Origin of the sequence: Pseudomonas zanjanensis, from assembly GCF_014268745.2 — a bacterium.
GTDB classification, from domain to species: Bacteria; Pseudomonadota; Gammaproteobacteria; order Pseudomonadales; family Pseudomonadaceae; genus Aquipseudomonas; species Aquipseudomonas zanjanensis.
Map to the genome: position 1 here is coordinate 552,405 of NZ_JABWRB020000003.1, position 21,865 is coordinate 574,269.

A 21,865-nucleotide genomic window follows, 5' to 3' on the forward strand; every position below is an offset into this window, starting at 1 on the left:
TGCAATGGGAAGCATAGGATAATGAAGGGATATGTCAATGGGATATACCGGCTGCAGAAGTGATCTCGTCCTAACCCATAGTCCCAATCGATCTAAACCTTAAAGCGCACCTGTGCTCCAACAAAAACTCATGTGAGTTGTTTCCAGAACTTGGAGTCCTCGCCATGAAGCTCATTCATTATGTCGTATTACCTTTCATCGCCATCAGCGTTCTGCTGTTCCCCATCGCCCTCAACGCCACCAACCTGACCTCTGTGGACAACACAGGCGTCCAAGTCCAACCCATGCAGCAGAACGGCATCACTTATCTGTCCGGCGGTATCGGCGAGGACGAAGCCCGAGCCATCGAGCAGGCCCAGGGTTACAACTTGCACATGGCCTTTGCGATCGGCCCGGAAAACAAATACGTCCCGGATGTGGAGGTCACCGTGCAAAGCGCATCAGGACAGACTTTGCTGACCCTCAGCGATGCAGGGCCGCTGGTTTATGTGCAACTGCCGCCAGGCAAGTACAACGTGGTGGCGACCCGTAATGGTGAAGCGCGGCGCGACACGGCTGAGGTAGGCAGCGGGGCCGCGCGCAAACTGGTGTTCCATTGGAACAGTGACGAATAGCCGGCCGGCTTATTCGGCGGCGGATTCTTTTTCCAGGACTTGGCGATAGCGGTCCAGCGCCTCGCTGAAGTCCTTGATGAACTCCGGTGTGCTGAGCCAGCGCTGGGCGGTCTCGCGGTCCATCTCATCGACCCACATGCGGTAGTCCACCAGCATGTCGGCGGCCAGGTTGGTCGCCGCCATGCTTTCGTTTTCGGCGTTTTTCAGGTCGAGCAGACCCGGGCGTTCGATGATCATTTCGCTAACATTTGCCAGCAGCGTATCGAGCATTTCACTGCGGCTGACGGCCTCGGCATCGCGCAACTTGGCGAACAATTCCAGCACGTAGACCGGAGGCTGGGCGGTGGCGTGGGCCGGGTCGCCATACATCGGGATCGATTTGCGCCCGGTCATGCGGATTTGCTTGGCTTTGTCTTTGGCGCGCTTGGCGCGTTTTTGCTGTTTGTTCAATGAGGCCATTGGGCTTCGGTTTCCAATTCGTTAGGGGACGGTGCCCGGCTCAGTCGATTTTCGGCACGGTAAAGCGGAATTCGCTGCCCTGGCCTGGCCGGCTTTCGGCGTGCAGTTTACCGCCATGGGCCTGGACAATCCCCTTGGAAATGTACAACCCCAGCCCGGTGCCGTTCGGGTTGCCTTCCTTGGTCGTCCAGTAGCGCTCGAAAACATGAGGCAATTGCTCTGGTGCAATTCCTTCACCGGTGTCGCGGACACTGAACACGATCTCGTTACCGACGGACATCGCACTGATCCCCACCGAGCCCTGTTGCGGCGTGAACTTGATGGCATTGCCGATCAAGTTGGACAGTACCTGGAACAGCCGCTCGGGGTCGGCGTTGATCCGCAGGTTGGGTTCGGCATGGAAGGACATGTCGATGGCCTTGGCGGTGGCCAGCGGTGTCAGCAGCGAACAGGCGTCTTCGAAGATCTGGCTGACATTAGTCGGCTGGGGATTGATGGTGTAGCGCCCGGCATCGATGCGCGAGGTGTCGAGCAGGTCTTCCAGCAGCGCGTTCATGCGGCTGGTGGCCTGCTGCATGGTATCGATGGCGGAAGAGATTCGTTTGGAACTGTGGGAGCCGTCGGAGCTGAAGGCCTTTTGCATCATGCCGCAGAGCATGGAAATGACCGTCATCGGGCTGCGCAGGTCATGGGACACCACGGCCACCAGTTCATCGCGGGCTTGCACGGCCTGGCGTTCCTTTTGCACCTGACGGGCCAGGTCGTTTTCCAGGGCCGAGCGCCGCAGGTCGTTGGCGGCGAACAGATCGCCATGGGTCCATTGGGTGCTGATGCCGGCCATTTCGACTTTCCAGATCTCGAAGGATGTCCGGGGCCGCAGGCGCAGGCCGGTCTCGCTGTTTTCCAGGTCCAGGGGTTTTTGCGGGTCGCCGCTCCATTGGAGGGTTTGCTTCACTTCGGGACGGAACCACAGCACGCCGTTTTCTACCGGTTTGGGCAGGTGGATCGCCAACACGCCGCTCGCCACATCCTGATAAGCCTTGGCAGGTGCGAAGACGCTGCCCAGGTTGTGGTGGGCGAATACCGGTTGGCCGGTTTCCAGAATCCATTGGTGCAGCTCGCGGATTTGCTCAGGTTCCGGGCATTGGCCGTGGCGATGCAGCTTGTTGTCCTCGAAAATCGCGACACCGCTGGCCCCGGTCAGGTCCATGAGGCGTTGCGGCTCGTGGGACAAGCCATCGAAGACATTGTCGCTGGACTCGACCATGGCAGTGGCGAGGACCTTGAGGTCTTCCAGCTTGGCGTCCCGTTGCCGGGTGAGTTCCAGCGCCTGCATGGCGCTGATCTGCAGCGACAGCACCTGACCGATAGTCTGGCAGGCCATGCGCATTTCATGGGGCACCAGCAATGGCTGGCGATTGCCGCAACTGATCAGCCCCCACAAGCGCTCGCCGTCCATCAACGAGATGCTCATGGACGACAGCACGCCCATGTTTTTCATGTACTGACGGTGGATCGGCGAGACGCTGCGCAATGTGGCAAAGCTCAGGTCCAGGGGCGCCAGGGTGTCGGGCCGCGCCTCCGGGACCAGCGGCACCGGTGCGTAGTCGGCGTTGGGGATGATCCGCAGCCAGTTGGTGCGATACAGCTCACGGGCCTGTTCGGGAATATCCGAGGCTGGGAAAAACAGCCCTTTGTAGAGTTCCATTGAAGGTGCGCTGGCCTCGGCGATCACCTGGCCGTGGCCTTCTTCCTCGAAGCGATAGATCAGCACCCGGTCGTAACCGGTCATGGCCTGGATTTCCCGCACGCTGATTTCGTACAGGGCCTGGAGGGTTTTTGCACTTTGCAGGCGTTGCAGCATGCGGCCCAGGTTGGCCTCGCCGCTGACGCCTTCGGGGCGATAGTCGCTCAGGTGCTGTTCCAGTTCGACGATCAGAGCCCCCTGATGGCGATGCACCAGGGCATCAAAGCGCTGCTGATTCACGACAATGGCCACGGGCACGTTGTCGCTATCCGGGGCAGCGCGACAGGCGACGAGGATCGCCTCGGCCTGTTCCAGCCCCAACAGTGCGTCGAGGGTCTGGCCCAACAGCCTGTGGGGATCGTGCGCCATCAACTGCAACACGTTGGCGCTGACCTGACGGATCACGAAGTCGGGCTCGGACAGCATCAACAACACACCATGAGGCTGGATGGCCCCGGGGAAGCGAATCGGTTCGTCTGCGCAATTGGCCAGCAGTTCTTCGAAGGCTTCCTGGTTTTCCGAGGTCATAACAGTACCTTTTGGCTGTCCAGCCAGTGTTCAAAATGAGTGAACGTCGCCTTGGCGGCGCGTGTGACTTCGAGCGTCCGGGCCTCGCCAAGGTTCCTGTCGTCCAGGTATTGGAGGAAATCCTTCCAGCGTCGGCCGGTGAGTTCGCCATACACATCGAGAAAGGCCGCGCCACTGGACGCATCCAGACCGAGCTGCTCGGCCACCCTGCGCCGCAGGATCTGCCCGCCGAGGGTTGCGCCTTCCAACACATAGGAAACGCCCAGGGCGGCGGCTCGGGAGTCGATTCGTGGCAGTGCCTGGCAGGTGGGCAGTGCCTCGATAGCGCCGTCATCCAGGCCCAGAGCCGCGAGATCGGCCCGCAATACCGGGAGTTTGATGCGCAAGGATTGGTCCAGCCCGGTTGGAATCAGCGTCAGCCTGTGAAGCCGCTGCTCCAGGGGCTGATAAAAACCGTAGTAGGCCGCCATCAAGCGCCGGTATAGATCCAGGTCCAACTCTGGCGAGAAAAACGGCAGGCGTTTTTCCAGGGCGACGTGCAGCTCCGCGGTTTCGGTCCGCAATGTCTGGATCAAGGAAGGGGGGGAAGAGGCCGGTGACATGCGGGATGGAGCTCATTGAGTGGAGCGTTGCTGGAAAAAAAGCGCATCAAGCTTACATGGGTTTTCTGAGTGCGCGATCAGCTTTTATTCCTTGAAGTCACTGCGCCCGATTGCCCCTTCCTCAAGGCGTGCCTGTTCGCGATCCAGCGCGTTGCGCAGCTCTTCTTCGGTGGGGAGCACCAACTGATACTGGCTGGTGAATAACTGTTCATTGCCCTGCAACACGGAATAACGCACCACCGACTCATCCTTTTGAGCGCAGAGAATGATGCCCACGGTAGGTTTCTGGCGAGCCTGACGAATCAGCTCGCCGAGTTCGTTGATCAAGGGGGCAAGCTGTGGGTCATCCTGGGGCAGCAGTGGCGTCATCGCGGTATCCAGCCATTGAGAGGGGGCGGACCGCAAGGATGCTCCAGGCGACGTCTCGATGATGCCGGACGGGGCTGATTGCTTGGAGGGAAAAATAACTGATTTATGCAGGACGGGGATGACGCCGTCCTATGTCCGTTGGCCTTGGTGTGTAGGAGCTGTCCCTACAGCCTGTAGTCAAGCGCGAGTCCCTTCGCTGCTCAGACCTTACCTTGCGCCAGAGCCTGGGAGGCGGCGACATAATCAGCCTGGAATTGCTTGCTCTCCACCCAGTCCAGCGCCGTCTGCTCATCGACACCCGTGGTCAGGCGGCGATATTCGATCAGGGCGGTAATGATGAAGTCAGTGGCTTCTTCCTCACCTTCCTGCTCCAGCACCAACTCCAGCAGTGGATGGCCCAGGAAGGCCGTGCACATGGCCTGTTGGCTGATCTTTTCGGCGGCACCCATCAGTTGGAACAGGTCCGATAGGTCCACGGTTTCCAGATCGATGCGCTCATCGTTCGGGTCGAGGAAGTCATTCGGCGCAGTGGAGCGCTTAACCCGGTTCTGCTTGGCTTTCACCTTGGCGCGCTGGTTTCGTTTCTGCTGTTTGTTGACCGATGCCATGGGTCGGTTCCTTGCTGGAAAATAAGGCCACCTATCCTACAGCTTCAACGCGGACGCTTCGAATCTCAATCCACGATGAAGAGCGTAGCTCCCGATGAAGTGGAGGAACGATGGGGTTCGGCCTGGTCGGCGACCTGGTAGCTCATGCCGGCCTTGAGCAAAAATTGCCGACCGTCTTCGAGTTCAGTATTGAGCTCGCCCTTGAGGCAAAACAGGATATGGCCCTTGGTGCACCAATGGTCGGCCAGGTACCCGGCCGTGTATTCCACCATCCGTACCCGAATATGCCCGAATTGCCGTGTGCGCCAATAAGCGGTTCCGGTGATGCCCTTGTGCTCGGTGGGTTCGATGGTTGACCAATCGGTGGTGCCGAAGGGAATGCCCGTGATGTCCATGTCGACTCGCTTGCTGGAGGGGAGCGGACGAATGTAGCTGAGTCGTTAAGGCGGAGGAAGAAAATCCAGGCAATAAAAAAACCCGATCAATTGCTTGATCGGGGTTTTCGGTATTTGGTGCCCAGAGACGGAATCGAACCGCCGACACGGGGATTTTCAATCCCCTGCTCTACCGACTGAGCTATCTGGGCAACGGGGCGCATTAAACGGGTTTTTCAGGGGGGCGTCAAGCAAGTTTTCAAAAAATATTTAATTATTACCGTCGCTTACGATTCGCCCCCACGCTGAACAGCTTATTCGGACGGCGGTACGTAGCCTTCGGCCTTGGCGTAATCTTCGCCGGAAAAGAACTTGTCCATCTCGCCCTGAAGGTATTTGCGATCTTCGGCGTTCATCATGTTCAGGCGTTTTTCATTGATCAGCAGGGTCTGGTGTTTCTGCCAGTCGGCCCAGGCCTTGGCCGAGACGTGGTCAAAAATATCCTGGCCCTTGGCGCCCGGGAATGGAGCACGTTCCAGGCCTTCCAGTTCTTCTTTGTACTTGCGGCACATGATGGTGCGGGTCATTGCAACTCTCCTGCGTTCATTACGGCGGCCGCGCGTTCGAGCAAGGTTTTGACCGGGGCGGCAAGGCCCAGGCGCGGCGGGGTGGCGAGGTTATACCAGAGCCAGTCGGCCTCGGCCACGTGATGGCCGGTTTCCCGGACCCGGACCAGCCAGGGCTCGATCGCCAGCTGGAAGTGGCTGAAGGTGTGCACCAGGCCCGGCATTTCGTGTTGGCTGCCCAGTTCCAGCGAGTGTTGCAGGGCCAGGTGCTGCAAGTCGTCGAGGTCGTCGAGTTCCGGCAGGCTCCACAGCCCGCCCCACAGCCCGGTGGAAGGGCGACGGTAAAGCAGGATCGCGCCCTCGTGGTTGGCCAGCATGGGCATCAAGGTGCGCTTTTTCGGCACCTCCTTGCGCGGCTTGGGGATCGGGTAGCGGGTTTCCAGGCCCAGCATGTGGGCCTCGCAACCTTGCTTCAGCGGGCAGAGCAGGCAACTGGGTTTGCTGCGGGTGCAGAGCGTGGCGCCAAGGTCCATCATCGCCTGGGTGTAGGCGTTGACCCGGTCCTGCGGCGTGAAGCGCTCAGCGGTGGCCCAGAGCTGTTTCGCCACCTTGGGTTCGCCTGGGTAGCCTTCCTGGGCGGTGAAACGCGCCAGCACCCGCTTGACGTTACCATCGAGGATCGGCGCCCGCAGGCCCATGCTGATGCTGGCGATGGCGCCGGCGGTGGACAGGCCGATGCCCGGCAACTCGGTGAGTTTTTCCACGTCCCGGGGGAATTCGCCGCCGTACTGCTCGACGACGATTTTCGCAGTCTTCTGCAAGTTGCGCGCACGGGTGTAGTAACCCAGCCCGGTCCACAGGTGCAGCACTTCGTCCTCCGGCGCGGCGGCCAAGGCTTGAACGGTGGGCAGCGAGGCCATGAACCGGTCAAAGTAATTGAGCACGGTGCTGACCTGGGTCTGCTGCAACATGATTTCCGAGACCCACACCCGATAGGGCGAGATGTCTTGTTGCCAGGGCAAATCGTGACGCCCGTGGCGGTCGAACCAATCTAGGACGGCCGTGGAAAACTGCTCGGCTCTCATCGCTTGAACAGCCCCTTGAGCGCATCTTTCAGTTCGGGGCTGACCTTGTCGCCGAGCTTCTCATCGATCTTGTCGCCGAGCCGGTCGCCGGCCAGCTTCGCCGCGACCTTGCCCAGCCCGTCGTTGTCCAGGCGGCAGGCCTTCGCCCCCAGCTCCAGGGGACCGCGGCAGCGCAACGGCCATTCGACGTCGACATAGCGCTCGTTGACCTGGCAGGCCGGGTCGGGCATGTCGCTCTTGTCGCCTTCGACGATGACGCCGACACGGTAGTCCATGCCCAGCACTCGCAGGTCGATATCGCCGTTGCCGTTGACGGTCATGCCGGGGATGCGGACTTTCAGGTCCGGGTTGTGGGCAACGCCATTGTTGAAGGTGAGATTGCCGTTGAGTTGCTGGAACGGCGTGTCCTTGCCCCGGGGGTCGCCGCTGAGGGACTTGCGATTGAGGGTGGCGATGCCTTTGCACAATTGCTGTTCAAGGTTGGCATTGAGCAGCACGCCATCGTTGATGACGAACCCGGCGTTGCCGTTGAGGCTGTCGATCAGGGCCTTCTGGCTATTGCCATTGGCGGTTATTGTGCTGTTGAGCGTGACCAGGCCCTTGACCGGCGGATTCTTGCCCTGGCTTTCGATGATCTTCTCGGCGGGGACCCGGTTGATGCGGGTTTGCAGGCTCAACTGTGGCGTAGGCTGGCGTACATCCAGGGTGCCCTTGGTTTCGAAGTTGCCGCTGTACAGGTCACCCCGCAGGTTCTCCAGGGTCAGCAGGCCACCCAGGCCGCTGGCCTTGAGCGCGGCGTTCTCGATCGGCAGTTTATCGAGGGTCAGTTGCCCGAAGGTCAGGTCGGCATCGAGGTCCAGCTTGCCCAGGCGCTCCACCGGAAACAGCCGATCGTTACTCCAGGCACCCTGGGTCGGAGCGCTCGGCAGCGGTGTGCTGCCGGCACCGGCCATGGCGCTGGCTTCGGTGTTGCTGACTTCAGCCTCACGGGCCGCCTTGGAACTGTCGGCTTCGGCGGATTTTGGCGGCAGGTAACGGTCGACGTTGAAGGTGTCGGCCTTGAGCTGCACGCGCAGGGCCTGCTTGGCAAAGTCTGCCACGGCGATACGGCCGCTGAAGTGGCTGTCGTCGACCTTCAGGTTGATGTCGTTGAATTCGACGCTGCTTGGCGTGCCGGCAATGCGGCTGGCCAATTCGACCTTGCTCAGGCTGCCTTCGGCCATGGCCGGGAGTGTCTGGCCGACGCTGTCGACGAATTTCGCCAGATCGAACTGGGCGATCGATATTCCGCCATTCAATTGCGGGTTCTTGTCGAGGTCGTTGACCTTCAGCTCACCGAGGGCGCGCAGTTGGTTGAGCGACAGCTTGATGCCGGTCCATTCGGCGACATTGGCCGCCTTGTCCAGGAACAGTTGGCCTTGGGCGGCGAAATTCAGGGTCTTGCCCTGCAACGGGTCACCGGTGGCCTCGCCGGACAGTTTCAGGTCTTCGAACTTGTAGCGCTGCAAGGCGCGCTCGAAGCGCAGTTCGCCGGTCACTTCGGTGCGTACGCGCACGGCCGGTTGGTTGCTGGACAGGAATGCAGTCAGGGTCACCGGAATATTGGTGGAGTCGTGGACCGGGCCGGTGCTCAGTTGGATGCTTTCGGCGGTGAACAGCTTGCCGGTCTGCTCGTCGGTGTATTCGACCCGGGCGTTGTTCACGGTCAGGCTGTCGATGTCCAGGCGGGTCGGCTGGGCAGGTTTTTCTGCCGGGGTGCTAGCAGGCGGGGCTGGCTGTTCGGCCGGCGTCGGTGCCGGGGTGTTCGCCGTCGTCGCGGAGGCCGGCGCTTTACCGATGTCTTCCCAGTTTCCGTGACCGTTCTTGTCACGGTTGAGCCGCAGGTTCAGGCCTTCGACGCGCACATCGCTCATCTGCACTTCCCGGCGCAGCAGCGGGATGACCCGGACCGAAAGACCGAGCATCTGCAGGTCGGCGAAAGGTTGGGTTGGATTGGCCAAGGTCGCGACGCTGGCGTCGTGCAACTCCAGGCCCAGCCATGGAAACAGGCTCCAGCCGATATCGCCATTGAGGGTCAGCTCGATGTGGGCCTTGTCGCGGGCTATCTGGCGGATCTCTTCTTTGTAGTCGTTGGGATCGAACAGGTGGGTCAGGGCAAAGCCCAGGGCCACAATGATCAGCAACAGCCCGAGAAGTACCAGACCCAGGATTTTGCCGAACGCTTTCATGGGCGAATCCTTGTAGGTTGAGTTCAAAATTTAGCCGCGAGTATAACGCCCCGAGTTGGTGGCGCGTTGAGTGATCGTTCTTCCGGCAGGCCTGCCGAACAAAGACCCATGGGGACGGGGCTGGTTTCAGCCGCGGAAAAAATAAATCGTTAGTCCCCTACAGAAAGCGAGCAAGCGTGCGATAAGACAGATGGCACGAAAAAGGTGATATCACTTTGGTTTTTCTGCCACGAGCAAATGGTAACCTTTGCCCGTTCGTCCGTCCTTCTGCGACTTGATGTCGCACACTATGGAGCTTCACCAGAAAATACAGCCATGCCTGCGTGCAATGAAGGCTGAGGGTGATGCGTGGCTGACGAACCATTCCAATAACTGGGGGATACACAATGAGCACGAGCATCACGGCGGGCGGCGTCGCCGACCAGCCAGCGTTCCTCTCCAAGGAGCGCATCATCGCCAAGCCGGGTTTCAACCGGTGGCTGGTTCCACCGGCCGCACTGGCCATTCACTTGTGCATCGGCATGGCCTATGGCTTCTCGGTGTTCTGGTTGCCACTGTCCAAAGCCTTGGGGATTACCAAGCCTGTGGCCTGTGCACCGGATATGAGCTTCATCTCGCAAGTCTTTTCGTCCCAATGTGACTGGCCGATCTCGATGCTCGGCTGGATCTACACCCTGTTCTTCATCTTCCTGGGCTGCTCGGCAGCGATCTGGGGCGGCTGGCTGGAACACGCCGGGCCACGCAAGGCCGGCGTTGTATCGGCCTTGTGCTGGTGCGGTGGCCTGCTGATTTCCGCGCTGGGTATCTATACCCATCAGATCTGGCTGATGTGGGTCGGTTCCGGGGTGATCGGCGGTATCGGCCTGGGCCTGGGCTACATCTCGCCAGTGTCCACGCTGATCAAGTGGTTCCCGGACAAGCGCGGCATGGCGACCGGCATGGCGATCATGGGCTTCGGCGGTGGTGCGATGGTCGGTGCTCCGCTGGCTGCGGCGCTGATGAACCACTTCGCTTCGCCGACTGGCGTGGGCGTCTGGCAGAGCTTCCTGGTCATGGCTGCGATCTATTTCGTGTTCATGATCGGTGGCGCCTTGTCGTACCGCGTGCCGCCGACTGGCTGGAAGCCTGAAGGCTGGACCCCGGCACCGAAGAAAGCCGCGAACGCGATGATCACCCATCGCCACGTTCACGTGAATGTCGCCTGGAAAACCCCGCAGTTCCGTCTGGTATGGCTGGTGCTGTGCCTGAACGTATCGGCGGGTATCGGCATCCTCGGCATGGCTTCGCCATTGTTGCAGGAAGTGTTCGGCGGCAAGCTGCTGGGCAATGACCTGCCGTTCGGTCAGTTGGACGCTGTGCAACTGGGCCAGATCGCGGCCATCGCGGCCGGCTTCACCGGTCTGTTGAGCCTGTTCAACATCGGCGGTCGGTTCTTCTGGGCCTCGTTCTCGGATTACCTGGGTCGTAAAAACACCTATTTCGTGTTTTTCGCCCTGGGCTTTGCCCTGTACGCGCTGATCCCGAACCTCGGTCATCTGGGCAGCGTCGCGCTGTTCGTGGCGGCGTTCTGCATCATCCTGTCGATGTACGGCGGCGGTTTCGCCACCGTGCCAGCCTACCTGGCGGACCTGTTCGGTACGCAAATGGTTGGCGCAATCCACGGTCGTCTCCTGACTGCCTGGGCTGCTGCGGGCGTGCTGGGTCCGGTACTGGTGAACTACCTGCGTGAATATCAGCTGAGCATCGGCGTTGAACGTGCCGCGGCCTATGACATCACCTTGTATATCCTTGCCGGCCTGTTGGTGCTGGGTTTCCTGTGCAACCTGCTGGTCCGTCCGGTCGCCGACAAGTACTTCATGACCGACGCCGAACTGGCCGCCGAACAGGCGCTGGGCCATGACAAGGGCGCCGACAGCACCACTTCGCTGGAATGGAAAGCCGCACCGGGCACCAAGCCCCTGGCGATCGCCGCCTGGCTGGTGGTGGGCATTCCGTTGGCGTGGGGAGTGTGGGTGACCCTGCAGAAGACGGCGGTGTTGTTCCGCTAAGACCGTTGCCCTGACCGTCAGGCCAGGGCAACCCTAAATGTGGGAGCGGGCTTGCTCGCGAATGCGGTGTGTCAGTTAACGATGATGTCGACTGATACGCCGCCTTCGCGAGCAAGCCCGCTCCCACATTTGCTTTTGGGTGACCTTGAAAGCTTGTATGGACATGTCTATCACCGACAGCCCGGGCTTCAGCCCGTCAGTGATGTCACCTCTTTTGTTTCTGTTTGCCGCTCGCGCCCCTATAATGGCTGCCTTTTTCGCCCAATGATTTTGCGGAGCTGGTGATGGCCGAACGTAAGGCGTCTGTCGAGCGCGACACTCTGGAAACCCAGATCAAAGCCTCGATCAACCTGGATGGCACCGGTAAGGCCCGGTTTGATATCGGTGTGCCTTTTCTTGAGCACATGCTGGACCAGATCGCCCGTCACGGGCTGATCGACCTGGACATCGTCAGCAAGGGCGACCTGCATATCGACGACCACCACACGGTGGAAGACGTCGGTATCACCTTGGGCCAGGCCTTTACCAAGGCCGTCGGCGACAAGAAAGGCATCCGCCGTTACGGCCATGCCTACGTGCCGCTCGATGAAGCGCTGTCGCGCGTGGTCATCGACTTCTCCGGCCGCCCTGGCCTGCAAATGCATGTGCCCTATACCCGTGCCACCGTCGGCGGCTTCGACGTTGACCTGTTCCAGGAATTCTTCCAGGGCTTCGTCAACCACGCCAACGTGACCCTGCACATCGACAACCTGCGCGGGCACAACACCCACCACCAGATCGAAACCGTGTTCAAGGCGTTCGGCCGCGCGCTGCGCATGGCTGTGGAGCTCGACGACCGCATGGCCGGCCAGATGCCTTCCACCAAAGGCGTCCTGTAATGCAGACGGTCGCGGTTATCGACTACGGCATGGGCAACCTGCACTCGGTGGCCAAGGCCCTCGAACACGTGGGCGCCGGCAAGGTGCTGATCACCAGCGATGCCGACGTGATTCGCGAAGCCGACCGAGTGGTGTTCCCCGGCGTCGGGGCGATTCGTGATTGCATGGCCGAGATTCGTCGCCTGGGCTTCGACAAGCTGGTGCACGAAGTCAGCCTGGACCGTCCATTCCTCGGTATTTGCGTGGGCATGCAGGCCTTGCTCGATCGCAGTGAAGAGAACGACGGTGTCGATTGCATTTCGCTGTTCCCAGGCCAGGTGAAGTTCTTTGGCAAGGGCCTGCATGAAGACGGCGAGCACTTGAAAGTCCCGCACATGGGCTGGAACGAAGTGAAGCAGGCGGTGGATCATCCGCTGTGGCACAACATTCCGGACCTGGCGCGTTTCTACTTCGTGCACAGCTACTACATCGCCGCCGGTAATGCGCGGCAGGTGGTGGGCAGCGGTCACTATGGCGTCGATTTCGCCGCGGCCCTGGCCGACGGTTCGCGCTTCGCCGTGCAATTCCACCCGGAGAAGAGCCATACCCACGGCCTGCAACTGTTGCAGAACTTCGCGGCGTGGGACGGGCGCTGGTAATGGCCCGCAAGAAACCGCCGATCCTCACCCTCACGCCCGAGCAGGAGAGTGAAGCGAACCGCAAGATCCAGCGGTTCATGGAGGAACGTTTCGAGCTGGACCTGGGCTCGTTCGAGGCGGCGGAAATTCTTGACCTGTTTACCCGCGAAATTGCTCCGCATTATTACAACAGGGCGATTTTCGATGTGCAGGCGCACCTTAAAGAAAGGTTCGAAAGCATTGAAAGCGACTTGTGGGCGCTCGAAAAGAATTAGAGCAGCGGCAAGCTTCAAGCTTGAAGCTGCAAGTATTGGAATGCGTGCCTGCTTGCAGCTTATGGCTTGCAGCTTGCAGCTCTTTGACGAAGGAAAAGCATGCTAATTATCCCCGCTATCGATCTCAAGGACGGCGCTTGCGTACGTCTGCGCCAGGGCCGCATGGAAGACTCCACGGTGTTTTCCGATGACCCGGTGAGCATGGCCGCCAAGTGGGTGGAAGGCGGCTGCCGTCGCCTGCATCTGGTCGACCTCAACGGCGCCTTCGAAGGGCAGCCGGTCAATGGCGAAGTGGTTACGGCCATCGCCAAGCGCTATCCGAACCTGCCGATCCAGATCGGCGGCGGCATTCGCTCGCTGGAAACCATCGAGCACTACGTCAAGGCTGGCGTGAGTTACGTGATCATCGGCACCAAGGCTGTGAAAGACCCGGCTTTCGTCGCCGAAGCCTGTCGCGCGTTCCCTGGCAAAATCATCGTTGGCCTGGATGCCAAGGACGGTTTCGTCGCCACCGATGGCTGGGCTGAAATCAGCACCGTGCAGGTCATCGATCTGGCCAAGCAGTTTGAAGCCGACGGCGTGTCCTCGATCGTTTATACCGATATCGCCAAAGACGGCATGATGCAGGGCTGCAACGTGCCGTTCACCGCTGCACTGGCCGCTGCCACCAAGATCCCGGTGATCGCTTCCGGTGGTATCCATAACCTGGGTGACATCAAGTCGCTGCTCGACGCCAAGGCGCCGGGCATCATCGGTGCAATCACCGGTCGTGCGATCTATGAAGGCACCCTCGACGTCGCTGAAGCGCAAGCTTTCTGCGATTCGTACAAAGGCTGAGGACTGACCATGGCGCTGGCCAAACGCATCATCCCTTGCCTGGACGTGGACAACGGCCGGGTGGTCAAGGGCGTCAAGTTCGAGAACATCCGTGATGCCGGCGACCCGGTGGAAATCGCCCGTCGCTACGATGAACAGGGTGCGGACGAGATTACCTTCCTCGACATCACGGCCAGCGTCGATGGCCGCGACACCACATTGCACACCGTCGAGCGCATGGCCAGCCAGGTGTTCATCCCGCTGACCGTGGGCGGTGGCGTGCGCACCGTGCAGGACATCCGCAACCTGCTCAATGCCGGGGCGGACAAGGTGTCCATCAACACTGCGGCGGTGTTCAACCCGGAATTCGTCGGCGAAGCGGCCCAGCACTTCGGCTCGCAGTGCATCGTCGTGGCCATCGACGCGAAGAAGGTCTCCGGCCCGGGCGAAACCCCGCGCTGGGAAATCTTCACCCACGGTGGGCGCAAACCTACGGGCCTGGACGCCGTCGAGTGGGCGAAGAAGATGGAAGGCCTCGGGGCCGGTGAAATCCTGCTGACCAGCATGGACCAGGACGGCATGAAGAACGGCTTTGACCTAGGTGTCACCCGCGCCATCAGCGATGCCCTGGGCATTCCGGTGATCGCGTCCGGCGGCGTCGGCAACCTGCAACACCTGGCCGACGGCATCCTCGAAGGCCATGCCAGCGCGGTGCTGGCGGCGAGTATTTTCCACTTCGGTGAATACACCGTGCCGGAAGCCAAGGCCTACATGGCTCATCGCGGTATCTGCATTCGCTGATCGCTGGACACCATGGCGGGCCCAAGGCACTCTTGGGCACACCATGGATTGCGGTAGCCCGACATGCTCAAACGCCTCGTTCTTGCCTTTGCCGGTGCCACGTTGCTGCTCGCAGGCACCGTCCGTGCCGCTGATACATCGCTGGTGTTGCTGACGGAAAACTTCCCCCCGTACAACATGGCCAAGAACGGCAAGAACTTCGCCCAGGACGAGAACATCCATGGCATTGCCGTGGACATCGTCCGGGAAATATTCAAGCGTGCCGATATCTCCTACAGCCTGACGCTGCGTTTCCCTTGGGAGCGCATCTACAAACTCGCCCTGGAAAGTCCGGGTTACGGTGTGTTTGTCATGGCGCGGTTACCGGAGCGTGAAAAACTGTTCAAATGGGTCGGCCCCATTGGTCCGGACGACTGGATCTTGCTCGCCAAGGCCGACAGCAAGATCGCTCTCGACTCGCTGGAGCAGGCGCGCCAATACAAGATCGGTGCCTACAAGGGCGACGCGATCGCCGAGACGTTGGCCAAGCAAGGGCTGAAGCCGATGGTCGTGCTGCGTGACCAGGACAATGCCCGCAAGCTGGTCAATGGCCAGATCGACCTGTGGGCCACCGGTGACCCGGCCGGGCGGTACCTGGCGCGACAGGAAGGGGTGAGCGATCTCAAGACTGTGCTGCGCTTCAACAGTGCCGAGCTGTACCTGGCCTTGAACAAGGACGTGCCTGACGACGTGGTTGCCCGGCTACAAAAGGCCTTGGATGAGCTGCGCAAGGAAGGTGAAGTGGACGCGATCATGGCGCGGTATCTCTAGAACTTCAGCCGCCGCGCTGCCGCCTTCGTCGGATCGCCGCCCGGAGCAGGCTCGCTCCCACAAAGTTGCCTGGGTGTTCACAGATACGATGCCCACCTCAGAATCCCTGTGGGAGCGAGCCTGCTCGCGAATGCGGTGGATCAGCTTGCAGAGATGTTGAATGTGCTGGCCCCTTCGCGAGCAAGCCCGCTCCCACAAAGTTGCCTGGGTGTTCACAGATACGATGCCCACCTCAGAATCCCTGTGGGAGCGAGCCTGCTCGCGAATGCGGTGGATCAGCTTGCAGAGATGTTGAATGTGCAGCCTTCATCGCGAGCAGGCTCGCTCCCACAGGGGATCAGCTGTGAACACAAATCTTGTGCCCGATGCAGAACCACTGTGGGAGCGAGCTTGCTCGCGATGGGCTGCTACCGATAAACCCCATCTTTCCCATGCCCAACCATCGCCCGGTTGCTGCGCAGGCTGATCATCGATTTGATGTCGATCCATTCGATGCCCTGGGCCTTGAGCTTGGGCAGTTCGCGTTCGAGCACGGCCAGGGTCTGCGGGTAGGGATGGCCGATCATCACGGCCGAGCCTTGCCGGCGGGCCAGGTCAATGGCGATCTGGAGCTGGCCGGCTATGGCTGCTTCGGTGCGCTCGTCATCCAGGAACACATCCCGCGACACACTGGCGAGGCCGATCTTCTGCGCCTCGGCGGCGGCGACGGTCTGGGCGCTGGTGCGGCTGTCGACGAAAAACTTGTGACGCTGCTGCAAATTCGCCATCAGCCAGGCCATGGCCTGGGGTTGGGCGGTCATGCGGCTGCCCATGTGGTTGTTGATCCCGCTGGTATAGGGCACGGCGGCGAACGCGGCGTCCAGGCGTTTGCCCAGTTCTTCGATGGGCAGTTCCGGATGCCAGGCGAATGGCCCGGTGGCCGGGTCCATGGGCATGTGGAGCATGACCAGCTTGCCGGCGCGATGGGCTTCGCGGGCGAGCTCGGCGGCATGGGGCGTGTCGGGCATGATCGCGGCGGTGACCGGACCAGGGAGGGCCAATACCCGGCGATCCCGAGGCAGGTTCTGCCCCAGGTCGTCGATGATCAGGCTCAGGTACGCCTTGTGCGGCGAAGAAGGTGTGGCGGGGGCCGCGTTAACGGCTCCCGCCAGCAGGCACAGCAGGACGAAGGTGAAGCGCAAGCCCATCTCAGCGGCCGGACGTGATGTTCAACCCCTTGAGCAAGCTCAAGGCCTGGGCCAATTGATAGTCGTCGTCCTGCGGCATTGGCTTGGCCTTGGCGCCGGAGCCGGTCGGTTTGTCGGCGCCGCCGTTGCCATTGCCCAAGTGACCTTGCAGGTCGGCTTCCTTGAAGTATTCGCTATCCGCCTCGCTAGTGATCTTGGCCTTGCGCACTTCGATGTCCGGGACGATGCCCTGGGCCTGGATGGAGCGGCCGTTAGGCGTGAAGTACAGCGCGGTGGTGATCTTCAGGGCGCGCTCGTTGTTCAGTGGCAACACAGTCTGCACCGAGCCCTTGCCGAAGCTGGTGGTACCCATGACCACGCCGCGTTTCTGGTCCTGCAGGGCGCCGGCGACGATTTCCGAGGCCGAGGCACTGCCGCCGTTGATCAGCACCACCAGTGGCACGGCTTCGCTCAAGTCGTTGCCAGTGGCCGAGAAACGCAGTTCGGAATTGGCGATGCGCCCCTTGGTGTAGACGATCAGGCCCTTGGTGATGAAGTGGTCCACCACTTCCACGGCCGATTGCAGCACGCCGCCGGGGTTGTTGCGCAGGTCCAGGACCAGGCCGTTGAGTTTCTTGCCGTTGTCCTTGCGCAGCTTGGCCAGGGACTTGGCGACTTCTTCGCCGGTCTTGACCTGGAACTGAGTGATACGGATGTAGCCGTAGCCCGATTCCAGCAGCTGGCTCTTCACGCTCTTGACCTGGATGACCGCCCGGGTCAGGGTCACATCGAACGGCGTGCCGCCGTCGCGTACCAGGGTCAGGGTGATCTTCTGGCCGATCTTGCCGCGCATCTTGTCCACGGCTTCGGTCATGCTCTGGCCGCGGGTCGGTTGGCCGTTGATCTTGACGATGAAGTCACCGGCCTGGATGCCAGCCTTCGAGGCAGGCGTGTCGTCGATCGGCGAGACGACCTTGACGAAACCGTCTTCGCTGCCGACTTCGATGCCCAGGCCGCCGAACTCGCCGCTGGTGCTTTCCTGCAATTCGGCAAAATCTTCCGGCCCCAGGTAGGCCGAGTGCGGGTCAAGGTTGCTGAGCATGCCTTTGATGGCGTTCTCCAGCAGCATCTTGTCATCCACGGGCTCGACATAGGCGGCCTTGATCCGGTCCATGACCTCGGCAAAGGTGCGCAGTTCGTCCAGCGGCAGCGGGGCCTTGGTGGTCGCGGCGGTGGCGGCGGGTGCCGATGGGGCCGGTTCGGCGGCAAAAGCCAGGGGCGCACCGATCACGAGGGCGATCGTCAGGGCCAGCGAGGTGAGGCGGGACAAATGCAGCATGTCGAACGAACTCCTTAATAGGATGGGCGCGCTATCCTTGCGCACGACACCATTGGGCCGGGTCACTGGGGCGACCCTGCTGACGAATAGCGAAATACAGCGCTGGCGTATCCTGCCCGCCACTGTTGCCGACCGTGGAGATGGACTCACCGGCCTTGACCACATCGCCCGCCGCCTTGAGCAGCGTCTGGTTGTGGCCGTACAGGCTCAAGTAACCGTTGCCGTGATCGAGGATCACCAACAGGCCGGCGCCACGCAACCAGTCGGCGAATACCACGCGACCGCCATGCACGGCATGCACCTGGCTGCCGGCGGAAGCGCTGATCATGACCCCGTCCCACTTGGTGCGGGTGTCGTCGCCGCGGGTTTCACCGAAGCGCGCAAGCAATCGACCATTGACCGGCCATGGAAGTTTGCCTCGGGCTGAAGCAAAAGCACCGCCGAAGGTTTCGCCATCACTGGAAACCAGCGCGCCGGGGCTGGTTTTTGCCGGTTTGCGCGGGGCGTCGCCGGCGTCCGCGTCGGCCTGGGCTTCACGTAAGCGCTTTTTTTCGGCTTCCTGCTGGGCGATCAGCGCTTTCTGACGCGCTTCTTCTGCCTCTCGAGCCTGACGGGCCAGGGTTTCCTCGATGGTTTTCAACACATTGGCCAGTTCGGCCTGGTCCTGCTCGCGAGCCTTGAGCTTGCTGTCGCGGGCCTTCACGTCGTCATTGAGCTTGGCCAGGGCCACCTGGCGCTCCTTGCGAACCTTCTCGAGTTCTTCACGCTGGGTGTCGAGGCTGCTTTTCTGCACCAGCAACTGGGCTTGCTGCAGCTCGATGTCTTTTTCGACATTGGCCAGTTGGCGCAGGGTTTCGTTGAAATTCTTGAGTTGCTCCAGGCGGGCCTGGCTCAGGTAGTCGTAATAAGTGAGGGTGCGGGCGAATTTCTCGGGGTTCTGTTGGTTGAGCAGCAGCTTGAGGTATTCCTGGCGGCCGTTCTGGTAGGCGGCCCGGGCCTGGATGGCGATCAGCTTTTGCTGCTCAGTGCGCGCGCCCTGGAGTTTTTTTTTCTCTCCATCGAGCCGCTGCAGCTCGGATTCGCTTTTCTTCAGCTCTTTTTGCAGGGCGTCGACCTGCTTCTCCAGCTTGCCCATCTCGGTTTCGGTGCCGCGCAGGTCTTTCTGCACGCTGGATTTTTCTTCCTGCAACTTGCCCAGCAGTTTTTTCAGCTCGGCAATGTCCTGGCGCGTGGCTTCCAACTGCTGTTGGGTTTGCGCGCGCTCGTCGGCAAAGGCCGGTTGGAGCAGGCAGGTCAGAGCGAGGGCTATCAGGACGCGAAGCATAGAGGCGGGCGGCACCAGGGTAAGGGACGGCCTAGTATGCCCGCCCCACGCTGCAAAAAAAACGCCCATTTGGGGCTGTGTGATAACTGGAGCAGGGCAAGGCACTCATTTCCCGCCAAACCCCTGTGGGAGCAAAGCTTGCTCGCGATGACGTCGGCACATCCAACGAAGATGTAAATGGTTGGATTGCTATCGCGAGCAAGCTTTGCTCCCACAGGTTTGCGGGATTTGTGTTTCGTCAGACGAGGATCGAAGTCCCGGTCATCTCCGCCGGCTTCTCCATGCCCAGCAACATCAGCATGGTCGGCGCTACGTCAGCCAGCACGCCGCCGTCGCGAACCTTGAAGTCACGCTTGCCGACATAGATGAAAGGCACCGGCTCGGTGGTGTGGGCGGTGTGGGCCTGGCCGGTGGATTCGTCGGACATTTGCTCGACGTTGCCGTGGTCGGCCGTGATCAACGCTTCCCCGCCGACTTTTTCCAAAGCCTCGACGATGCGACCCACGCAGGCATCCAGGCATTCCACGGCCTTGACCGCCGCCTCGAACACGCCGCTATGGCCCACCATGTCGCCGTTGGCATAGTTCACAACGATGACGTCGTAGCGCTGGTTCTCGATGGCATCGACGATGCGGTCGGTCACTTCCGGCGCGCTCATTTCCGGTTGCAGGTCGTAGGTGGCGACTTTTGGCGACGGGATCAGGATGCGTTCCTCACCCGGGAAAGGTTCTTCACGGCCACCGGAGAAAAAGAACGTCACGTGGGCGTACTTTTCGGTCTCGGCGATGCGTAGCTGGGTCTTGCCGTTTTTCGCCAGGTAGTCGCCGAGCACATTTTCCAGGCTGCCGGCGGCGAAGGCCGATGGCGCGGGAATGCTGGCGGCGTATTGAGTCAGCATCACGAAACCGGCCAGTTTCGGCTGGCGGGCGCGTTCGAATTCCTGGAAATCGTCTTCGACAAATACGCGGGTCAGTTCGCGGGCGCGGTCGGCGCGGAAGTTCATGAACACCACGGCATCGCCGTCTTCGACTTTAACCGGCGCGCCGAGGGTGGTGGCCTTGACGAATTCGTCGCTTTCGCCGCGCTCGTAGGCGGCTTGCAGGCCTTCTTGCGCGGTGGCGGCATGAAACTCGGCATTGCCATCGACGATCAGGTTGTAAGCCTGGGCGACTCGGTCCCAGCGGTTATCGCGGTCCATGGCGAAGTAGCGACCGATCAGGCTGGCGATCCGGCCTTTGCCCAGCGCCTTGAACGCGTCGTCCAATACTTTGATCGACGACTCGGCGCTCTTCGGTGGCGTATCGCGGCCATCGAGAAAGGCGTGCAGATAAATATTTTCAGCACCACGCCTGGCAGCGAGTTCGGCCATGGCGACCAGGTGATCCTGGTGGCTGTGCACGCCACCGTCGGACAACAGGCCCATGAAATGCACGGCCTTGCCGGCGGTCACGGCTTTATCCACGGCGGCGCAGATGGTCGGGTTTTCGAAGAATTCGCCGTCGCGGATCGATTTGGTCACGCGGGTGAAGTCCTGGTACACCACACGGCCTGCGCCGAGGTTCATGTGGCCGACTTCGGAGTTGCCCATCTGCCCGTCCGGCAGGCCGACATCCATGCCGCTGCCGGAGATCAGGCCGTTGGGCACGGTGGCCCACAAACGGTCCAGCACCGGCTTGTTGGCCGAATACACGGCGTTGGATTCGTGGCTGTCACTGTGACCGAAGCCGTCGAGAATCATCAGGACCAAAGGTTTAAGCGTGGTAGTCATGGAATCCACTCGTGGCGGGTTAAAAGAAGACGATGGAAAAGGGACGGGCAGTTTAAAGGTAAGTTCCGACGGCGTCACCGCCGGGCGGGGTTTGGCCGGCCTTGCGTGCTGTGTATACTGGCCGACATTTTAACGCCCTGGAACCTCCTTCGATGGTTGCTCACCTGATTGAATTTGCCACTAACCACTACATTCTCGTCGGTATCTTCGTCGTACTGCTGGCGTTGCTGGTTGCCCACACGATGCAGGGCGGCGGACGCAGCCTGAGCACCGGCGAGCTGACCGCGCTGGTCAACAAGGACGCCGGCGTCGTGGTCGATATCCGCCCGAGCAAGGACTACGCCGCCGGTCACATTGTCGGCGCGCTGAACATTCCCCAGGACAAACTGATCGCTCGTGCGGCCGAACTGGAAAAACACAAGGCCAAGACGCTGATTCTGGTGGACGCCCAGGGCCAGCAGGCCGGTACCCTTGCCCGCGAACTGATGAAGTCCGGCTTCACCGCCGCCAAACTGTCCGGTGGCGTTGCGAGCTGGAAAGCCGACAATCTGCCCCTGGTGAAGTGACATGCCCCACGTAGTTGTCTATTCCAGCGATTACTGCCCTTATTGCTCCCGAGCCAAGCACCTGCTCCAGAACAAAGGCGTGGCTTTCGAAGAGATCAAGGTCGACGGCAAGCCGCAACTGCGCGCCGAAATGACCCAGAAGGCCCGGCGCACCTCCGTGCCGCAGATCTGGATCGGCGACACCCACGTGGGCGGTTGCGATGACCTGTTCGCCCTGGAGCGCGCCGGCAAGCTCGACGCGCTGCTCAAGGCCTGAATTCCCAATTAATAGAACCTG

The 21,865-nt window shown here is 61.0% G+C and carries 22 protein-coding genes, 1 tRNA gene and 1 pseudogene; 10 read left to right on the forward strand and 14 right to left on the reverse strand.

The genetic code is table 11. The features are described 5' to 3' along the window. Positions 1-164: 164 nt before the first annotated feature. On the forward strand, positions 165-614 hold the full coding sequence (locus tag HU715_RS22205; protein WP_186707259.1) for a carboxypeptidase regulatory-like domain-containing protein: 450 nt from the start codon (positions 165-167) through the stop codon (positions 612-614). Between the two features lie 9 nt (positions 615-623). Here HU715_RS22205 and HU715_RS22210 read toward each other — a convergent pair whose 3' ends face one another. The 10 genes and pseudogenes from HU715_RS22210 to HU715_RS22255 all read right to left on the reverse strand — a co-directional run bounded on the left by HU715_RS22210 (position 624) and on the right by HU715_RS22255 (position 9,180). Next, positions 624-1,073 (reverse strand): hypothetical protein, encoded by a 450-nt coding sequence (locus HU715_RS22210; protein ID WP_186707258.1) that lies wholly within the window; start codon positions 1,071-1,073, stop codon positions 624-626. Positions 1,074-1,113: 40 nt separating this feature from the next. After that, a complete protein-coding gene (locus tag HU715_RS22215) occupies positions 1,114-3,348 on the reverse strand; it encodes an ATP-binding protein (RefSeq protein ID WP_186707257.1) in 2,235 nt (744 codons plus the stop codon). Further along, the gene (locus tag HU715_RS22220; protein ID WP_186707256.1) at positions 3,345-3,950 is read right to left on the reverse strand and encodes a biliverdin-producing heme oxygenase; all 606 of its coding nucleotides are present in this window, start codon (positions 3,948-3,950) and stop codon (positions 3,345-3,347) included. The genes HU715_RS22215 and HU715_RS22220 overlap by 4 nt, the downstream gene beginning before the upstream one ends. A gap of 84 nt (positions 3,951-4,034) precedes the next feature. Continuing rightward, positions 4,035-4,310, reverse strand: a pseudogene (locus tag HU715_RS22225) (PDDEXK nuclease domain-containing protein); the annotation flags it as partial. A 209-nt stretch (positions 4,311-4,519) separates the two neighbouring features. Further along, complete coding sequence (locus HU715_RS22230) at positions 4,520-4,927, reverse strand: hypothetical protein (RefSeq protein ID WP_186707255.1); 408 nt, start codon at positions 4,925-4,927, stop codon at positions 4,520-4,522. A 65-nt stretch (positions 4,928-4,992) separates the two neighbouring features. After that, positions 4,993-5,322, reverse strand: a complete 330-nt coding sequence (locus HU715_RS22235; RefSeq protein WP_186707254.1) for a DHCW motif cupin fold protein — start codon at positions 5,320-5,322, stop codon at positions 4,993-4,995. 115 nt (positions 5,323-5,437) lie between these two features. After that, positions 5,438-5,513: transfer RNA gene (locus HU715_RS22240), tRNA-Phe, on the reverse strand. Between the two features lie 102 nt (positions 5,514-5,615). Continuing rightward, complete coding sequence (locus HU715_RS22245) at positions 5,616-5,888, reverse strand: oxidative damage protection protein (RefSeq protein WP_186707253.1); 273 nt, start codon at positions 5,886-5,888, stop codon at positions 5,616-5,618. Then, complete coding sequence (gene mutY, locus HU715_RS22250) at positions 5,885-6,952, reverse strand: A/G-specific adenine glycosylase (RefSeq protein WP_186707252.1); 1,068 nt, start codon at positions 6,950-6,952, stop codon at positions 5,885-5,887. The genes HU715_RS22245 and mutY overlap by 4 nt, the downstream gene beginning before the upstream one ends. Beyond that, positions 6,949-9,180, reverse strand: a complete 2,232-nt coding sequence (locus HU715_RS22255; RefSeq protein ID WP_186707251.1) for an AsmA family protein — start codon at positions 9,178-9,180, stop codon at positions 6,949-6,951. The genes mutY and HU715_RS22255 overlap by 4 nt, the downstream gene beginning before the upstream one ends. 386 nt (positions 9,181-9,566) lie before the next feature. Between HU715_RS22255 and HU715_RS22260 the strand changes: the two genes are divergently transcribed. The 7 genes from HU715_RS22260 (at position 9,567) to HU715_RS22290 (ending at position 15,425) form a co-directional block, all read left to right on the forward strand. After that, positions 9,567-11,228, forward strand: a complete 1,662-nt coding sequence (locus HU715_RS22260) for an OFA family MFS transporter (protein WP_186707250.1) — start codon at positions 9,567-9,569, stop codon at positions 11,226-11,228. A gap of 284 nt (positions 11,229-11,512) precedes the next feature. After that, positions 11,513-12,106, forward strand: coding sequence for an imidazoleglycerol-phosphate dehydratase HisB (gene hisB, locus HU715_RS22265; RefSeq protein ID WP_186707249.1), 594 nt, complete (start codon positions 11,513-11,515; stop codon positions 12,104-12,106). Further along, the gene (gene hisH, locus HU715_RS22270) at positions 12,106-12,744 is read left to right on the forward strand and encodes an imidazole glycerol phosphate synthase subunit HisH (protein ID WP_186707248.1); all 639 of its coding nucleotides are present in this window, start codon (positions 12,106-12,108) and stop codon (positions 12,742-12,744) included. Before hisB ends, hisH begins: the two co-directional genes overlap by 1 nt. After that, on the forward strand, positions 12,744-12,998 hold the full coding sequence (locus tag HU715_RS22275) for a DUF2164 domain-containing protein (protein ID WP_030141479.1): 255 nt from the start codon (positions 12,744-12,746) through the stop codon (positions 12,996-12,998). Before hisH ends, HU715_RS22275 begins: the two co-directional genes overlap by 1 nt. Positions 12,999-13,097: 99 nt before the next feature. Then, a complete protein-coding gene (gene hisA, locus HU715_RS22280) occupies positions 13,098-13,835 on the forward strand; it encodes a 1-(5-phosphoribosyl)-5-[(5-phosphoribosylamino)methylideneamino]imidazole-4-carboxamide isomerase (RefSeq protein ID WP_014336098.1) in 738 nt (245 codons plus the stop codon). Between the two features lie 9 nt (positions 13,836-13,844). Beyond that, the gene (hisF, locus tag HU715_RS22285) at positions 13,845-14,615 is read left to right on the forward strand and encodes an imidazole glycerol phosphate synthase subunit HisF (RefSeq protein WP_003196830.1); all 771 of its coding nucleotides are present in this window, start codon (positions 13,845-13,847) and stop codon (positions 14,613-14,615) included. Positions 14,616-14,678: 63 nt separating this feature from the next. After that, entirely contained in the window at positions 14,679-15,425 is a 747-nt protein-coding gene (locus tag HU715_RS22290; protein ID WP_186707247.1) for a substrate-binding periplasmic protein, read from the forward strand. 407 nt (positions 15,426-15,832) lie between these two features. On the opposite strand, the gene HU715_RS22295 is transcribed toward HU715_RS22290, so the two are convergent. The 4 genes from HU715_RS22295 to gpmI form a co-directional block, all read right to left on the reverse strand. Beyond that, the gene (locus HU715_RS22295) at positions 15,833-16,612 is read right to left on the reverse strand and encodes a divergent polysaccharide deacetylase family protein (protein WP_186710856.1); all 780 of its coding nucleotides are present in this window, start codon (positions 16,610-16,612) and stop codon (positions 15,833-15,835) included. Position 16,613: 1 nt separating this feature from the next. Then, entirely contained in the window at positions 16,614-17,930 is a 1,317-nt protein-coding gene (locus HU715_RS22300) for a S41 family peptidase (RefSeq protein WP_186710854.1), read from the reverse strand. A gap of 31 nt (positions 17,931-17,961) precedes the next feature. Beyond that, positions 17,962-19,254, reverse strand: coding sequence for a murein hydrolase activator EnvC family protein (locus HU715_RS22305; RefSeq protein WP_186710853.1), 1,293 nt, complete (start codon positions 19,252-19,254; stop codon positions 17,962-17,964). A 238-nt stretch (positions 19,255-19,492) separates the two neighbouring features. Further along, positions 19,493-21,022: a 2,3-bisphosphoglycerate-independent phosphoglycerate mutase gene (gpmI, locus tag HU715_RS22310; protein WP_186710852.1), complete on the reverse strand. Its 1,530-nt coding sequence runs from the start codon at positions 21,020-21,022 to the stop codon at positions 19,493-19,495. Between the two features lie 152 nt (positions 21,023-21,174). On the opposite strand from gpmI, the gene HU715_RS22315 reads away from it, so the two are divergent. Both HU715_RS22315 and grxC read left to right on the forward strand, forming a co-directional pair. Further along, positions 21,175-21,588, forward strand: coding sequence for a rhodanese-like domain-containing protein (locus HU715_RS22315; RefSeq protein ID WP_186710851.1), 414 nt, complete (start codon positions 21,175-21,177; stop codon positions 21,586-21,588). A 1-nt stretch (position 21,589) separates the two neighbouring features. Continuing rightward, complete coding sequence (gene grxC / locus HU715_RS22320; RefSeq protein ID WP_186710850.1) at positions 21,590-21,844, forward strand: glutaredoxin 3; 255 nt, start codon at positions 21,590-21,592, stop codon at positions 21,842-21,844. Positions 21,845-21,865: the final 21 nt, after the last annotated feature.

What these genes read in the sequence shown, in the direction of transcription:
- HU715_RS22205 (WP_186707259.1), top strand. Translation starts at nt 165, where the DNA reads ATGAAGCTCATTCATTATGTCGTATTACCTTTCATCGCCATCAGCGTT.
- HU715_RS22210 (WP_186707258.1), bottom strand. Translation starts at nt 1,073, where the DNA reads ATGGCCTCATTGAACAAACAGCAAAAACGCGCCAAGCGCGCCAAAGAC.
- HU715_RS22215 (WP_186707257.1), bottom strand. Translation starts at nt 3,348, where the DNA reads ATGACCTCGGAAAACCAGGAAGCCTTCGAAGAACTGCTGGCCAATTGC.
- HU715_RS22220 (WP_186707256.1), bottom strand. Translation starts at nt 3,950, where the DNA reads ATGTCACCGGCCTCTTCCCCCCCTTCCTTGATCCAGACATTGCGGACC.
- HU715_RS22230 (WP_186707255.1), bottom strand. Translation starts at nt 4,927, where the DNA reads ATGGCATCGGTCAACAAACAGCAGAAACGAAACCAGCGCGCCAAGGTG.
- HU715_RS22235 (WP_186707254.1), bottom strand. Translation starts at nt 5,322, where the DNA reads ATGGACATCACGGGCATTCCCTTCGGCACCACCGATTGGTCAACCATC.
- HU715_RS22245 (WP_186707253.1), bottom strand. Translation starts at nt 5,888, where the DNA reads ATGACCCGCACCATCATGTGCCGCAAGTACAAAGAAGAACTGGAAGGC.
- mutY (WP_186707252.1), bottom strand. Translation starts at nt 6,952, where the DNA reads ATGAGAGCCGAGCAGTTTTCCACGGCCGTCCTAGATTGGTTCGACCGC.
- HU715_RS22255 (WP_186707251.1), bottom strand. Translation starts at nt 9,180, where the DNA reads ATGAAAGCGTTCGGCAAAATCCTGGGTCTGGTACTTCTCGGGCTGTTG.
- HU715_RS22260 (WP_186707250.1), top strand. Translation starts at nt 9,567, where the DNA reads ATGAGCACGAGCATCACGGCGGGCGGCGTCGCCGACCAGCCAGCGTTC.
- hisB (WP_186707249.1), top strand. Translation starts at nt 11,513, where the DNA reads ATGGCCGAACGTAAGGCGTCTGTCGAGCGCGACACTCTGGAAACCCAG.
- hisH (WP_186707248.1), top strand. Translation starts at nt 12,106, where the DNA reads ATGCAGACGGTCGCGGTTATCGACTACGGCATGGGCAACCTGCACTCG.
- HU715_RS22275 (WP_030141479.1), top strand. Translation starts at nt 12,744, where the DNA reads ATGGCCCGCAAGAAACCGCCGATCCTCACCCTCACGCCCGAGCAGGAG.
- hisA (WP_014336098.1), top strand. Translation starts at nt 13,098, where the DNA reads ATGCTAATTATCCCCGCTATCGATCTCAAGGACGGCGCTTGCGTACGT.
- hisF (WP_003196830.1), top strand. Translation starts at nt 13,845, where the DNA reads ATGGCGCTGGCCAAACGCATCATCCCTTGCCTGGACGTGGACAACGGC.
- HU715_RS22290 (WP_186707247.1), top strand. Translation starts at nt 14,679, where the DNA reads ATGCTCAAACGCCTCGTTCTTGCCTTTGCCGGTGCCACGTTGCTGCTC.
- HU715_RS22295 (WP_186710856.1), bottom strand. Translation starts at nt 16,612, where the DNA reads ATGGGCTTGCGCTTCACCTTCGTCCTGCTGTGCCTGCTGGCGGGAGCC.
- HU715_RS22300 (WP_186710854.1), bottom strand. Translation starts at nt 17,930, where the DNA reads ATGCTGCATTTGTCCCGCCTCACCTCGCTGGCCCTGACGATCGCCCTC.
- HU715_RS22305 (WP_186710853.1), bottom strand. Translation starts at nt 19,254, where the DNA reads ATGCTTCGCGTCCTGATAGCCCTCGCTCTGACCTGCCTGCTCCAACCG.
- gpmI (WP_186710852.1), bottom strand. Translation starts at nt 21,022, where the DNA reads ATGACTACCACGCTTAAACCTTTGGTCCTGATGATTCTCGACGGCTTC.
- HU715_RS22315 (WP_186710851.1), top strand. Translation starts at nt 21,175, where the DNA reads ATGGTTGCTCACCTGATTGAATTTGCCACTAACCACTACATTCTCGTC.
- grxC (WP_186710850.1), top strand. Translation starts at nt 21,590, where the DNA reads ATGCCCCACGTAGTTGTCTATTCCAGCGATTACTGCCCTTATTGCTCC.